Consider the following 12,956-nt stretch of genomic DNA (forward strand, 5'->3'; position numbering starts at 1 on the left):
GTTGAGTTTAGGCTATTCCTGCACGGTTCCCGTTCCCTTTATAAAAATCACTGTCATGAGGCTAAACTTGATGAAAACGCAGAGAAGGAGCAAGCATGAAAACAATCAGTCAGGTACTGGCCAGAAAAGGCAGTGAAGTATACAGTGTCGCCCCGGCGGCACGTGTGATCGAGGCCGTCAAGACGATGGCGGAAAAGCGGGTAGGCGCGTTACTGGTGCTGGACAACGGTAAGCTCAAAGGCATCATTTCGGAACAGGATTACACGCGCAAGATTGTCCTGCGCGACCGTATTGCTGAACATTTGCGGGTGGATGAGGCCATGACTAGCCCGGTAGTCTGCATCACGCCGGAGCATTCCATCCAGGATGGTATGGCGATCATGACCGATAAGCGCATCCGCCACCTGCCGGTGATGGCTGGCGGCGAGTTGCTGGGGTTGGTGTCGATCGGTGATCTGGTCAAAGAAGTGATTTCTGAGCAGCAGTTCATGATCGACCAGTTGGTGCAGTACATTCAGGGTTGACTGTTCCCGTTACTGCAACACCGGGCGGGCATTGGTTGCTTGCACCGGGCGGTTGTTGGGGTGATGCATGACGTGGGCAAATTTTTCGATCTGCTCTTTGGAAGCCGTGACCGGCTGTTTCATCACAATCCAGCGTACACCTTCCGTGCAGGGTGGGGTGGTTAGCGAGCCATTGAAGCGGTAATAGTCACGGTTTTGTGGCAATAGTTTGGAAGCGTCAACCTGGGTATCCAGCGCGTCTACGGTGTCGGCGTCAGCGGGCATTTCCGCCCAGACTTTCTCCAGCTCAGGGTTGGCCGCGCCTTCTTCAAACATCAGGGCTACTACGGCGATGTCGTTAGTGCTGTCTTTGTGAACCAAATGGGCTTCCATCGGGAACGATTTGCCGTTGATGTGGTTTTCGCTGGGGGCGTGGAAATGGAACTGTTTCAGGGCGAACTGGATGCTATCCACCTTGATGGTGTCGCCGCTGGTGTAGTTGACCTGGATGGTGTGGCCATTGTTCAGCACTTCTTTACTGCTGCTGTTACCGTAGTTGAATTCAATCGGTGGCAGGTCTGCTTCCGTAAAGCCCGCCAGATTGATCGGTGATTGGTTTTTGCCGGAACAGGAGGCGTTTTCGGGGGTTAGTTGCGCCCAGTTTTCCGGGCCAGTGTCGCCTGTATAACCCCAATGGGCGGTTTCGTTAGCGGTTGCAACGCCTGCCAGTAACAGCAGGGCTGGCAAAAATGTTTTCTGCATGGGTTCCTCCTCCCAATACCTTGCGGATGATGCGGGTATTATAGCGGTGAATGCGTTTCCAAGTCTTTATGCACTTTACGGTAGGCGGCGAGCAGTTGCTGGTGTATCTGGCAGCCGTGCAATTCCAGCGTTGGCGCAGTGATTCCCCAGAAACGCAGACTGCCGTCGAGCAAATCCCGTGCCCGTTGCAGCACGCTTTCGCCATACAGCAAACCCATGTTGGGGGCGTAACCAGCGGCGTCTTCCATGTCCAGCAGGGTTTCTATGCAGCGGTAGACGCGGCGGCGGTCTGCGTTGACCTGCTCGAAATGGCGTATCCATTGGCAGCCTTCGCGGATGGCGTCTTCGTCATCCATCACCAGCGCCAGCAGGGTCTTGAGTTCGCCCACGCGCAAATCAGCCCACAGTGAACCAGGGTCAGGGGCAAGCCCGATCAGCGCGGCTACCGGTTGGTGTTCATCCAGACCCATGTCTTCGATGGCATCGAACAGTTCCGTGCATTCGTCATCGTCCAGTTCTGGCAGGTGCAGGATGGCTTCGCGCAAGGCGTTGCCGGTACTGTTGTTGTCCCATTCCAGGTCTTCGGCCTGATAGATTTCCGACATTTCCGGCACGAGGATGCGGCAGGCGTACACGCCCAGGTGTTCGTAATCCATGATGTAGATGTCGTAGTCGTCGGCATGGATGCGTTCCATCAGGTATTGGCATTCTTCCTCGGTCGTGCCGCTGAAATTCCAGTCGACGAATGCATGATCCGGCTCGCTCCACAGGAAATCCCAGTGTACCGGGCCGCTGGAGTCGATGAAATGGGTTTCCAGGTTTTGCGGCGAGGCCACGTCTTCCAGCTCGAAACTGGGTTCGGCGAAACCGGACAGGCGGTCAAGGGCGCGGCCTTGCAGCAGTTCGGTGAGGGAACGTTCCAGCGCCACCTCGAAACGTGGGTGCGCGCCGAAGCTGGCGTACAGGCCCTGGTCTTCCGGGTTGAGCAGGGTGACGCACATGACCGGATATTGCCCGCCCAGTGAGGCGTCTTTCACCAGGACGCCAAAACCGGCAGCACGCAATTCCTCAATCCCGGCCAGGATATGCGGGTAGCGGGCGATAACGTCGTCCGGTACATCTGGCAGACAGATTCCCTCGGCAATAATACGAAACTTGATGTGACGCTCGAAAATTTCTGACAGTGCCTGGGTACGCGCTTCGGTTTTGCTGTTTCCGGCGGACATGCCGTTGCTGACGTAAAGGTTGCCGATAATGTTGACCGGAAACCACACGGTGTTGCCGTCGCGTTGGCGCACGTAGGGTAGGTTGCAAATGCCGCGTTCCTCGTGGCCGGAATTCAGGTCGACCAGTTTGCTGGCATCAAGGGTGGATTCAGGGTCATAGAAGGCGAGGCTGTCCTCATCCAGCATGCCTTCCGGCAAGCTGTCGCCGCCATCGAGGGGAAACCATTTTTCCTCGGGATAATGCACGAAGTTGGCGTCAGCGATGCTTTTGCCTAGATAGAAATCTGCCCAGAAATAGTTGGTGCTGAGCCGCTCGAAAAACTCTCCCAGTGCACTGGCCAGCGCGGCTTTTTGCGACGCGCCTTTGCCATTGGTGAACAGCAGGTGGCAGTCGCGGTCACGGATGTGGACTGACCAGACATTAGCCACCGGATTCAGCCAGGAAGCTTCTTCGATGTTGAAGCCAATGCTGTGCAGCTTTTCCTGCATGGACGTAATCGAAGCTTCCAGTGCTGCATCTTTGCCCGGAATAAAGGTTTGTTCTTGCATGGGGGAACTCGGTTGGTAGCTATCCGTCAAATTGGGATGAACTATTTTAGCGCACTGCACAAGCAGGCGTCTTGTTATTCGTTATAATTAGGCGATGATGTTATGTCAGCAGATTTTTGTGACCCCTGTATAAAAATAGGTAAAAAGGGAGTGGATATGCCGTTGGTCGGTCAAGCGTGGACAAAATGGTGGGTTGGTTTCTTGCTGCTGCTCTTGTTGGCAGGGGGAAGCCTGTATGTGTCCAACCGGTTTGCAGGGGCGTTGGCGGATACCTCGCCTGCTGGCTTGAGCCAGTTGCGCGACACACTGCTGGCAGACCCCGCCAGCGTCAGCGGCCATTGGCTACGTACCCTGAACCCATTGGTCAAGGATGTGCAAGGCGATCTGGTCTGGAATAGCCAACAGCAGCAAGGGGTCATGCGTATCCGTGATTTGCCTGACCCGAAGAACGGTAATTTTTACCAGTTGTGGCTGTACGACGCCCGTGGTGCTAGCGGCGAGCCGGTTTCCGGGGCGGTGTTGCACAAGGGAGCAGGGCGCGAAGATCTGTATGCGCCGATTGTGACAGATGTTCCGGTGCTGGAACCCTATAAGTTTGTCCTTAAACAGGAAAAGGGTACAGGCAGCGGGCAAGTGTTGCTGATGGTACAGCCCTGAGCCTCACGGCTAATTGCCCGGGGTTCTGTTCTCGGGGATTGTACGGGTGTAGCTCATTGCTTCACATTGTGGAAATCTGTATTAAAAATGCGCTGCGGTAGAGGGTTCTCCGGCGCGATAATGAGATTAATGCCCAAGGCAATAATGACGAGTATTCCCAGCATATTAAAAACTTCTGGGATGGGCAGTTGCAATACGGTCACTTCATAAAAGATTGCAATAATTAGAAATGTTATAGCATCAGTTATGCTGTTGGTTGTCGATTGCATTATTTTTTGCATGAAATCAATCATATTTATTTGCTCCTCTTAGCTTGTCCTTGCTAATTGGACTCCTCTGATTTGAATAACTATCAGGCTACCTATTTAATCTTTAACCTTACCTTAACATTTAAATGAATTATTATATGGCAGGTATTAGTAAGTGATGCAAATCATAAGGGCATTGTTGGCAGCGGTATGAGGCAGTATGTCCGGCAGGGTTTTTTAACTTGGGCTGCCCGGTTTTGCTATGCTTGCCAACATTTGAACTTTGAGCATAACAGTATGAATGAAACGACCCCGGTTGAATTTACCGCAGCCCCCGATTCCCGCCAGTTGTTGAAAAATGAGCTGGCCCAGCGTCAGGCGCAACTGATGCAGCTGACCCCCGCCAGCAACCCGCTGGAGCGCGCCAGCGTGCAATACGACATTGCCGAAATCATGCTGGAGCTGGAGGAGCCAGGGATGCGCGAAGCCGCCTGGGGCATGACCCGCGAATCTTTCGGGATTTACTGTGAGCTCGAGCTGTGGGAAGACGCCGTGCGTTGCTGTGATGTGCTGTTCCGCTGTGATTTGCCAGCCTCAGTGCCCGCGCTGGGGAATGGTTTGTGGCTGGCGGTGACGTACCCGATCGGCCCGGAACTTTCCATCGTCATGCTCAACCACCTGATTGACGCCACGCCAGACAAGGCGGATGGGGCTGCGGTGGCAGCGGCGGTCGCGCACTACATCGCCGACTTGCGGCTGGAGGGTGAAAAACGCGATAGCGTAATGTTCCTCACCAGCGCCATGCTGGGCAAGGTGGCCGAGCGCCACAGCAATGTGAACTCTCAGGAAGCCATGAATTTATGGCTAAACCGCATGGGCTTGCTTGACCCCAAGGTATTCCTGCCGCGCCTCGGCCAGGTTGTGGATGCGCTGGTGGAAGGGCAGTGGTGGTATGACCGTGATGAACTGCGTTCGCGCCTGCCCGTGCATTGAGACGGCTATACTTCTGGTTGTCATAGTTTCCTGCCAACAAAGGCAAGCACATCTTGGGCGGTACCGTTTAGGGTGACGCTGTATAGTTGCCGAGTGTTTGGGTCGAAATAGGCAGAACCATTACTGTAGTTTAGGTGGGCGCTAGCGTTTGACTCGATGCAGTTGCCGCTATAGTTGATGTTTATGCCGTAAGCATTGCCACGGGGACGGGGTGAAACGTTGCCGGTAAACGTGCAGCCATCTTCGCGCGAACCGCTGACTTGGCCAGTGGCATAAATGGTGAGGGTTGTACTTTGTCTTCCCCGCAGCAAGGTCGCACTTGTGCCACTGTAAGAGCCTTGCAATTGGGCAAGCTTGACTGGCTGGCTGTAATTATTGTCATAACTGGCGGTCAGGTTGACAATGCTACCAGGCGTTTCGTATGTCAGCGTACCTTGCAAGTTGGAGCGGTTGACATAGCTGCCTACCCAGCTGACAGGAAAGCTTGCCCCAATCTCAAAATTGAAGTCATTACTGTTGTTGGAGTTAAAGGTGCCATCACGGGACAGGGTATTGCCAACGATTACGCCGCCTATTTGGTTAGGGTTGCCGGCGGATGAATACAGAATCCAGTAATAGGTGCTATCCAGTATCAGGGAAGAAATAGTCCGGCTGGTATTGATGGCATTGCCCTGCCAGAAACCTTCCGCGTTCAGCACGTAAATATTGGCGCTATTGCTGCTACTGCTACTGCTACTGCTGGTTACAGCATAGGTGTTATTGAGGCTGCTTTGTACTGGGTTATCCAGGTTGCTGCCTTGCCCTCCTCCACAGGCGGACAGGAGACTTGCCATGGTTAATGGGAGTAAGGTTTTACAAGTTGTCATCGTTTAGTCCTAAGTCAGTGTTGCCATGACCAGGACATTAGTAGGTTTGTTGAATGGGGTGAGTGCCTTAATGGGTGAAATAGCGGTAGTGGCCGATGACCGGCCAGAAGAACAGGGCGTCTTCGATATTGGTTCCGTAAGCAATGTTGTGCGCCATCAGGGGGCGTTCGTCAGTTGTGTTGAACTGTGTGACAATGCCGATGTGCGCTTGCCCTTTGCCCAGATCCCAAGCCACTACATCGCCCGGTAGGTAATCGGCAGGGTTTTGGGTGATAGGCAGGGCTTTGCCCTGACGCTCGAAAAAGCGCATGAGGTTGTAAACCCGGCGGTGGTCGATGTTGCTGTCGGGGTTTTTCATGCTCCACTTCTTCGGATATTGGCTGAAATTATGCCGCATGTCTTCGTGCAATGCCTGTTGCAGGTCGACGCCTTGGGCGCGGAAGGCGCGCACGATGACATCTGCGCATACACCAGTGGTTTCCGGCACATCGCCATTCGGGTATTTGAGGCGCACGTATTTGGGGTCATATGAACGGGTAACTTTCACCTGTTCCTGAACGGACTCCAGCATCTTCTGCACATGCCGTGGCGGAACCGGCGTGAGGACAGGCGGAGGCTCCGGCGGCGTGACTGGCGGGGTGGGAATCACGACCGTGGGGGGGGGCGGCGGGGCAATAAAGCGCCGATAAATCCAGTCCCCGATGAAATACAGGATCAGCAGAATCAGCAACAGCCGCAGCAACTTGCCCAGCATGGCTTCAGACCTTTACCAGGATGCGGCCATCTTCGATACTGACAGGGTAGGTTTGCAGCGGGATTTCCGCTGGTTCCACCATTGCCTCACCGGTTTTGACGTTGAATTCGCCGCCGTGCAGGGAGCAATGTACCCGGTCGCCGTGCAAGCAGCCGAGGTAGAGGGAAGCATCTTCGTGTGTGCACATGTCATCCACGGCGTAGAAACCGTCCTCCAGATGGCATATGAGGATGCGTTTGCCATTGTCGGCATCCACGCGCTTCATCTTGCCGGGTTTGATTTCGTTTATACTGCCTGCATCGAGTTGGGAGTCATTCATGAGTAAGCTTAACCAAAATGTCTGGATCATGGGGTGCGGCGATATAGGCCGCCGGGTGGGACGGTTATACCAAAACGAGGGGGTCAAGGCTATAGGCTGGGTACGGGGTGAGGAATCCTTGCGTCTGGGGTTGGAACAAGGTCTGGCAATGCGCAAGGGGGATGTCGACCAGGGTAGTTTTTTCCCGATTTTCGCCCTGGATGAGGCGTTGGTGTATTGGTTCATGCCGCCGCAGCCTACGGGTGAAACCGATGACCGTATCCGCCGTTTCCTCAAGGGCGTGGATGCCGCGCCGCAGCGGGTGGTGTTGATCAGTACGACTGGCGTGTATGGCGATTGTGAGGGGCGCTGGATTGATGAGTCCGAACCCTTGAAACCGGCCGCTGCCCGAGCCAAACGCCGCGCCGATGCGGAAAACACAGTGCAGGAATGGGCCGCGCGTTTTGGCGGTGAAATTGTCATCCTGCGTGTGCCGGGCATTTATGCGCCCGACCGCTTGCCGCTGGAGCGCCTCCAGCGTGGTGAGCCGGTATTGCGTGCGGAAGAGGCGCCGTGGACTAACCGCATCCATGCCGACGATCTGGCGCTGATCTGCAAGCGGGCGATGGAAGCTGCCCCGGCAGGCGCGGTTTACAACGCTACGGACGGCCACCCTTCCACCATGACCGATTACTTCAACACGGTAGCGGATTACGCCGGTTTGCCGCGCCCGCCGCAGGTCAGCATGGAGGAGGCGCAAATGTCGATGAGTGCCGGGATGCTGTCGTATTTGCAGGAATCACGCCGCATCCGCAACGACAAGTTGTTGACGGAACTGGGAATCCGGTTACAGTACCCCTCCCTGGCCGCTGGCCTGGGCATGTTGGAAGGACAAGACAGTGATTGATTACGAATACGATGATGATGAAGACGACTATATCAGCAAAAGCCATTTCAAGCGTGAGGCCGAAGCTAAGCAGGATTTGGGGGAGCGCCTGATTACCCTGCGCCAGGAGCAGCTTGACCAACTGGATTTGTCGGAAACGCTTTACGACGCGGTGATGCTGGCCAAACGCCTGACCAGCAATGGCGCTATCCGCCGCCAACGGCAGTACATCGGCAAGCTGATGCGCTCCGAAGAGCTGGAGCCGATTGAGGCCAAGTTTGCAGAGTGGGATCGCAAAGACCGCGCTGACACGGTACGCTTGCACCGGCTGGAGCGCTGGCGTGACCAGCTATTGGCGGATGATGATGCGTTAAGCGAGTGGCTGGCGGAACACCCGGATACTGACGTGCAACGTTTGCGCACCTTGATCCGTAATGCCCGCAAGGAACAGGCTGCAAGCAAGCCACCCAAAAGCAGCCGCGAACTGTTCAAATTGCTGCGGGAAGTGGGCGGTTAATCGTACTCGGTATCTTTCCAGATACGCAGCACCGCAAACACGTCTTCCGGGGTGTGGGTTTCACGCCCGGCAATTTCTTCCGCGCGGGCAATGACTTCCGGAATGTGGGTGCGCAGGAACGGGTTGGTGTCAAACTCACGGCCCAGTTCAAACGGTACAGTTGGGCGGCCTGAGTCCAGCAGTTCCCAACATTCTTCCAGACGGGCGTCGAGCGCCGGGTTGTCGGGTTCCACCCATTTGGCGAAGCCGATGTTGTCGACTGTGTATTCGTGGGTACAGTATACCAGCGTTTCGGCAGGCAGTGCTGCGATGCGTTGCAGTGAGTGGTAAAGGTCGTGGAGGGTTCCGTCAAACACGCGCCCACAGCCATTGGCGAACAGGGTGTCGCCGCAGAACAGGCTGCCTTCGCCGTAGTACACGATATGCCCGGCGGTATGCCCCGATGTTTCCATGACGGTGAAACTTAGGCCGAGTGGCTCCAGGTTTACCTGTTGGCCTTCGCTGAGTGGCTGGGTCATGTGTTGGATGGCTTCGTGTGCTGGGCCGTAGACCGGTAGGCCAGGCCAGGTTTGCAACAGTTGCCCGATCCCGCCTACATGGTCGCGGTGGTGGTGGGTGATCAGGATGGCAATGGGCTGCATGTCTCGGCGCTGGAGTTCCGCGATAACGGGCAAGGCGTCGCCGGGGTCAACAATGGCGGCGTGTTTGCGCTCCTCATTGCTGATCAGCCAGATATAATTGTCGGTAAACGCGGGTATCGGGATTACCTGCATCATGGGGACACCTCACTTGTGGTCATGTCTTTCAACTATAATCCACATCTTCTTATAATCGAACCTTTATAGGCAACCTGGGGCAAATTTTCGGATGAATACACCTGTTGGTCAGCTTTACATCGTTTCCGCCCCGTCGGGTGCGGGCAAATCCAGTTTATTGAATGCCTTACGTGGGCGGGTACAGGGTTTGGTGGTGTCGGTTTCTACCACGACCCGTCAGCCGCGACCCGGTGAGCAGGATGGGGTGCACTACCATTTCACGACGGCGGAAATCTTCCGCCAGCAAGTTGCTGGTGGCGACTTTCTCGAATATGCGCAGGTATTTGACAATTACTACGGTACTTCGCGGTTGTCAGTGAATGCGCTGCTGGCGTCCGGCAAGGATGTGATCCTCGAAATCGACTGGCAGGGCGCACAGCAAGTACGCGAACGGGCGGGAAACGCCATCAGCATTTTCATCCTGCCGCCGTCGGTGGACGCCCTGCGGGAACGCTTGTGCGGTCGCGGGCAGGACAGTGAGGAAACCATCCAGCGGCGGATGCGGGATGCGCAAAGCGAAATGTCGCATTACGCCGAGTACGATTACATCGTCATCAACGATGCATTCGAGTCCGCGCTGGAAGAGCTTGCCTGCATTTTCCGCAGCGAGCGCCTGAAGCTGGTGAGGCAACAACAGCACCATAAAGCGTTGCTGGATGCGCTGGTCGGTTGATGGGCTTCAACGTCGTCAAATTTTCGCGGCGCTGGCTGAAATTCCTGCCGGATAGCCGTCGGCTGGAACTTTACCCGCCGTGGTGGATGATGCGCATCAAGGTGATGGCGCTGGAAAACGAGTGGCGGCATATCCGCATCCGCCTGCCGCTGACCTGGGTTTCGCGCAACATGGGCGGCAGCATGTTCGGTGGTTTTCAGGCGTCGTTGGCCGACCCGATTGCACCGCTGGCCTGTGCGAAACTGTTCCCCGATTACCATGTGTGGACGCGGCATTTGAGCGTGGACTTCGTGCGCCCAGGCATTACCGACATGGAATTGCGTTTCGATTTTCCACCGGAAAAAGAGGCTGAAATCCATGCGGAGCTGGCTCGGCGCAATCGTAGTACGCCGAGTTTTGAGTATGGTTTGTATGACGGCCATAACCGGCTTTGTACCAAAGTGGTATGCGTGGTGGCGATACGCCCGCCGGGCTACCTGCATCAGGTTGGCTCGGCGACCTGAACGCCTGACAACTGCTTGAGCCGGTTGGCCAGCCGCAGGCTAAGCGCCAGGATCGTCATGGTCGGGTTGGCGTAACCGCCGGAGGGGAAAACAGCGCTGCTGGCGATGTAACAGTTGTCGATGCCGTGGAGCTTGCAGTCAGCATCGACCACTGAGGTGGCCGGGTCGTTACCCATGCGCGCAGTACCCATCAGGTGATGGCAGGTGCGGGTGTAGTAGTTAAGCTGCTTGCCATCCTGCCCGTTATAGGAGTGGAATTCACCAAACCCGCTGGCCTGCAAGCCTGTTACCAGCCGTTGTTCAGTCGCCAGGATAGAGGGGATGTCGGCATCATCTGGTTCCATATGCACGCGGATGCGGGGGATGCCAAGCGGATCAAGCGTGTCGCTCAGGGTTACACGGTTGTTGGGGTTGGCTTTCTGTTCCGTCATGCCGATCAATTCAATGATCTGGTAGCGCCGTTGCAGTTCCTGGGTTGACAGGTGCGACCAGCCGCCGGTTGCCAACCCGGGCATGATGATCATGCCTTTGGCGAATTTCTGGTAGGCAATGTGCATCAGGTAAGGCAGTCCCTTGATGACATTCCAGGTATTTTTCCACAGGGGTAAGCTCATGGGCTTGCCCTGCAAGGCCCAGGCGAATTCCTGCGCGCTTTTAAAGGCGTTGTAATCCCGGACGCCAGGTTTGGGGAACAGCATGGCTTCCAGGTTTTGCAGGCTGTGTTGTTGCTTGACAGTTTCGGGCAGGCCGATGCTGCCGATGACGGAAACGCCGTTGACATCGCGCATGTCATAGAATTTCAGTTTTTCCAGCAGTTTGCTTTCCACTTGAAAGTAACCGTGCAATATCAGGCTATGGTCGATGTAGTAACGCCCTACCACATCCTGGTTGTTGCCTAGGCCATTGGGGTGGTTGGCACTTTTGGAGTTTAGCAGCAACTGGGGCACGCCAAACCCGCCTGCCGCGAGGATGAACTGCTTGGCTTCCACCCGGAATTCTTTGCCCTCGGGCGTGACGACCTTGGCGGCAATGACCTGTTTGCCATCCGGTGAAACCTGCAATTCGCGGACGGTGGCATTCTTGTATAAAGTATGCGTTGGGCTGTCTTTTATTAAATCAGGTATTTGCCGGGTAAAATAATGGGTGGAGCAGAAAGAGAATATGCCAGAGCTAATACCGTCATTGGTTAATGTCGGGCCATCCGTGTCGGCTTTCCAGACATCCGGGTCGTTATAAGCGAATGGGCCTAGCTTAAAAAGCTGATGAACTTTTTGATAATAAGGGTCTATATCTGCTTTTGAAACAGGCCAGCTATCAAAGTCCATCGCTTGTAATGGCACAAAGCGGAAACCGTTGCCGGTATTGCTGGCCATTTTGACAATCCAGTGATTGGCGGTGCCGCCGACTTGCCGCGCCCTGACTTCATCGGTTGCCTGGTTTAACATGCCTGAGAGTGAGCCTTTGTTCAGGTCATTGCCAAACTGGGTATGTTTGTCGTCACCGCTTTCAAGGATAGTGGTATTTAAACCACTGTTTAATAATTCGCTGGCGAGCGTTATGCCCGCAGGACCACTGCCAATGATACAAATATCGGTTTTAACTGTTGTGTCATTACCAATAAGCCTTGCATCTGAATACATGGTATTGAAAATCCGTTAGGCTGATGTTTTTATACGCTCTGACGTGCCGGGGTTTGTCAGGAAGCCCTACCTGACACCTTTTTCTGTGTGTGCTAGATAAGGTGTCTTCATATAAAACTCTAGCACCGGAATGTTATGTTGCATAGCTGCCCGAAAGAAATAGTTGTCAATTAGGGTCGCGCCTGCGCACGGCAGGTTTCTTTTTGTAAACGCCAGCGGGATTGTGGCGGTTTGGCTGTTGTGGGCGTTGACCTGGCCGCGTCGGCTTGAAATCAGAACCGTCATCGAAAGTCATGCCGACAGATTCATACAGTTTGCGCAGGGCTTTCACGTCCAGCTCCTTGTGGTGGCCAGTGCGCAGGTAGCGCGGCAATTCCACCGAGCCGTAGCGGATGCGGATCAGGCGGCTGACTTTCACCCCCTGTGATTCCCACAAACGGCGGACTTCGCGGTTGCGGCCTTCCGCCAGCACGACGTGATACCAGTGGTTCGCGCCTTCGCCGCCTGCATCCTTGATGCGCAGGAAATTGGCTTTGCCGTCTTCCAGTTCCACCCCTTCCTGCAACTGGATCAGCATTTCCGGTTCTACCTTGCCCAGCACGCGCACTGCGTATTCGCGCTCAACTTCGGAGGAGGGGTGCATCAGTTTGTTGGCCAGTTCGCCATCGGTGGTGAACAGCAGCAGGCCGTCGGTATTGATGTCGAGGCGGCCAATCATCACCCAGCGCCCGGCGCGGATGTTGGGCAATGCTTCAAACACGGTCTTGCGGCCTTCCGGGTCACTTTGGGTGCAGACTTCGCCCGCAGGTTTGTTGTACATCAGTACTTTGGGGGTGGCATTCAGCCGTGAACCCAGATGCAGGCGCTGCCCTTTCAGGACGATCTGGTCGCGCTCATCTACTGCCTGGCCGGTAGTGGCGGGCTGGCCATTGACGAGGATTTCACCTGCCGCGATCCAGCGCTCGATTTCACGGCGGGAACCGTAACCGGCGCGGGAGAGGATTTTCTGGATGCGTTCTTTCATGGATGGGATATTATCACGCCGTTACCAAAAAAGAATGCACCC

Annotated in this window: 16 protein-coding genes and 1 pseudogene; 7 read left to right on the forward strand and 10 right to left on the reverse strand. The window is 55.3% G+C overall.

Features of this window, described 5'->3' with window-relative positions:
* Positions 1–95: 95 nt before the first annotated feature.
* On the forward strand, positions 96–524 hold the full coding sequence (locus THINI_RS15675; RefSeq protein ID WP_002709533.1) for a CBS domain-containing protein: 429 nt from the start codon (positions 96–98) through the stop codon (positions 522–524).
* 9 nt (positions 525–533) lie between these two features.
* Here THINI_RS15675 and THINI_RS15680 read toward each other — a convergent pair whose 3' ends face one another.
* Positions 534–1,265, reverse strand: coding sequence for a carbonic anhydrase (locus THINI_RS15680; RefSeq protein WP_002709534.1), 732 nt, complete (start codon positions 1,263–1,265; stop codon positions 534–536).
* A 38-nt stretch (positions 1,266–1,303) separates the two neighbouring features.
* Entirely contained in the window at positions 1,304–3,040 is a 1,737-nt protein-coding gene (gene ycaO / locus THINI_RS15685) for a 30S ribosomal protein S12 methylthiotransferase accessory factor YcaO (RefSeq protein ID WP_002709535.1), read from the reverse strand.
* Positions 3,041–3,196: 156 nt separating this feature from the next.
* Here ycaO and THINI_RS15690 point away from each other — a divergent pair, with 156 nt between their 5' ends.
* On the forward strand, positions 3,197–3,697 hold the full coding sequence (locus THINI_RS15690; RefSeq protein WP_002709536.1) for an anti-sigma factor: 501 nt from the start codon (positions 3,197–3,199) through the stop codon (positions 3,695–3,697).
* Between the two features lie 53 nt (positions 3,698–3,750).
* On the opposite strand, the gene THINI_RS15695 is transcribed toward THINI_RS15690, so the two are convergent.
* On the reverse strand, positions 3,751–3,990 hold the full coding sequence (locus THINI_RS15695; RefSeq protein ID WP_002709537.1) for a hypothetical protein: 240 nt from the start codon (positions 3,988–3,990) through the stop codon (positions 3,751–3,753).
* 252 nt (positions 3,991–4,242) lie between these two features.
* On the opposite strand from THINI_RS15695, the gene THINI_RS15700 reads away from it, so the two are divergent.
* The gene (locus tag THINI_RS15700; protein WP_002709538.1) at positions 4,243–4,938 is read left to right on the forward strand and encodes a hypothetical protein; all 696 of its coding nucleotides are present in this window, start codon (positions 4,243–4,245) and stop codon (positions 4,936–4,938) included.
* A gap of 20 nt (positions 4,939–4,958) precedes the next feature.
* Here THINI_RS15700 and THINI_RS15705 read toward each other — a convergent pair whose 3' ends face one another.
* From THINI_RS15705 to THINI_RS15715, 3 genes are all read right to left on the reverse strand, one after another.
* Positions 4,959–5,771 carry a hypothetical protein gene (locus THINI_RS15705; RefSeq protein WP_040839490.1) on the reverse strand — a complete coding sequence of 271 codons (813 nt, stop codon included), beginning with the start codon at positions 5,769–5,771 and terminating at the stop codon, positions 4,959–4,961.
* A gap of 100 nt (positions 5,772–5,871) precedes the next feature.
* Positions 5,872–6,558, reverse strand: coding sequence for a DUF1287 domain-containing protein (locus THINI_RS15710; protein ID WP_002709540.1), 687 nt, complete (start codon positions 6,556–6,558; stop codon positions 5,872–5,874).
* A gap of 4 nt (positions 6,559–6,562) precedes the next feature.
* Complete coding sequence (locus THINI_RS15715) at positions 6,563–6,877, reverse strand: non-heme iron oxygenase ferredoxin subunit (RefSeq protein WP_002709541.1); 315 nt, start codon at positions 6,875–6,877, stop codon at positions 6,563–6,565.
* Here THINI_RS15715 and THINI_RS15720 point away from each other — a divergent pair.
* Both THINI_RS15720 and yjgA read left to right on the forward strand, forming a co-directional pair.
* The gene (locus THINI_RS15720; protein WP_040839491.1) at positions 6,876–7,763 is read left to right on the forward strand and encodes an NAD-dependent epimerase/dehydratase family protein; all 888 of its coding nucleotides are present in this window, start codon (positions 6,876–6,878) and stop codon (positions 7,761–7,763) included. The two genes, THINI_RS15715 and THINI_RS15720, sit on opposite strands and share 2 nt — an antisense overlap.
* Complete coding sequence (gene yjgA / locus THINI_RS15725; RefSeq protein WP_002709543.1) at positions 7,756–8,259, forward strand: ribosome biogenesis factor YjgA; 504 nt, start codon at positions 7,756–7,758, stop codon at positions 8,257–8,259. The genes THINI_RS15720 and yjgA overlap by 8 nt, the downstream gene beginning before the upstream one ends.
* Here yjgA and gloB read toward each other — a convergent pair.
* A complete protein-coding gene (gene gloB, locus THINI_RS15730) occupies positions 8,256–9,035 on the reverse strand; it encodes a hydroxyacylglutathione hydrolase (protein ID WP_002709544.1) in 780 nt (259 codons plus the stop codon). The two genes, yjgA and gloB, sit on opposite strands and share 4 nt — an antisense overlap.
* A gap of 91 nt (positions 9,036–9,126) precedes the next feature.
* Here gloB and gmk point away from each other — a divergent pair, with 91 nt between their 5' ends.
* On the forward strand, positions 9,127–9,747 hold the full coding sequence (gene gmk, locus THINI_RS15735; RefSeq protein WP_002709545.1) for a guanylate kinase: 621 nt from the start codon (positions 9,127–9,129) through the stop codon (positions 9,745–9,747).
* The gene (locus tag THINI_RS15740; RefSeq protein WP_002709546.1) at positions 9,747–10,250 is read left to right on the forward strand and encodes a PaaI family thioesterase; all 504 of its coding nucleotides are present in this window, start codon (positions 9,747–9,749) and stop codon (positions 10,248–10,250) included. The genes gmk and THINI_RS15740 overlap by 1 nt, the downstream gene beginning before the upstream one ends.
* On the opposite strand, the gene THINI_RS15745 is transcribed toward THINI_RS15740, so the two are convergent.
* From THINI_RS15745 to rluB, 3 genes and pseudogenes are all read right to left on the reverse strand, one after another.
* Entirely contained in the window at positions 10,229–11,695 is a 1,467-nt protein-coding gene (locus THINI_RS15745) for a GMC oxidoreductase (RefSeq protein WP_245536631.1), read from the reverse strand. The two genes, THINI_RS15740 and THINI_RS15745, sit on opposite strands and share 22 nt — an antisense overlap.
* A 48-nt stretch (positions 11,696–11,743) precedes the next feature.
* Positions 11,744–11,890, reverse strand: a pseudogene (locus tag THINI_RS27360) (FAD-dependent monooxygenase); the annotation flags it as partial.
* 166 nt (positions 11,891–12,056) lie between these two features.
* Positions 12,057–12,914 carry a 23S rRNA pseudouridine(2605) synthase RluB gene (gene rluB, locus THINI_RS15750; protein WP_002709548.1) on the reverse strand — a complete coding sequence of 286 codons (858 nt, stop codon included), beginning with the start codon at positions 12,912–12,914 and terminating at the stop codon, positions 12,057–12,059.
* Positions 12,915–12,956: the final 42 nt, after the last annotated feature.

The sequence above is a fragment of the Thiothrix nivea DSM 5205 genome, from assembly GCF_000260135.1.
Classification (GTDB): Bacteria; Pseudomonadota; Gammaproteobacteria; order Thiotrichales; family Thiotrichaceae; genus Thiothrix; species Thiothrix nivea.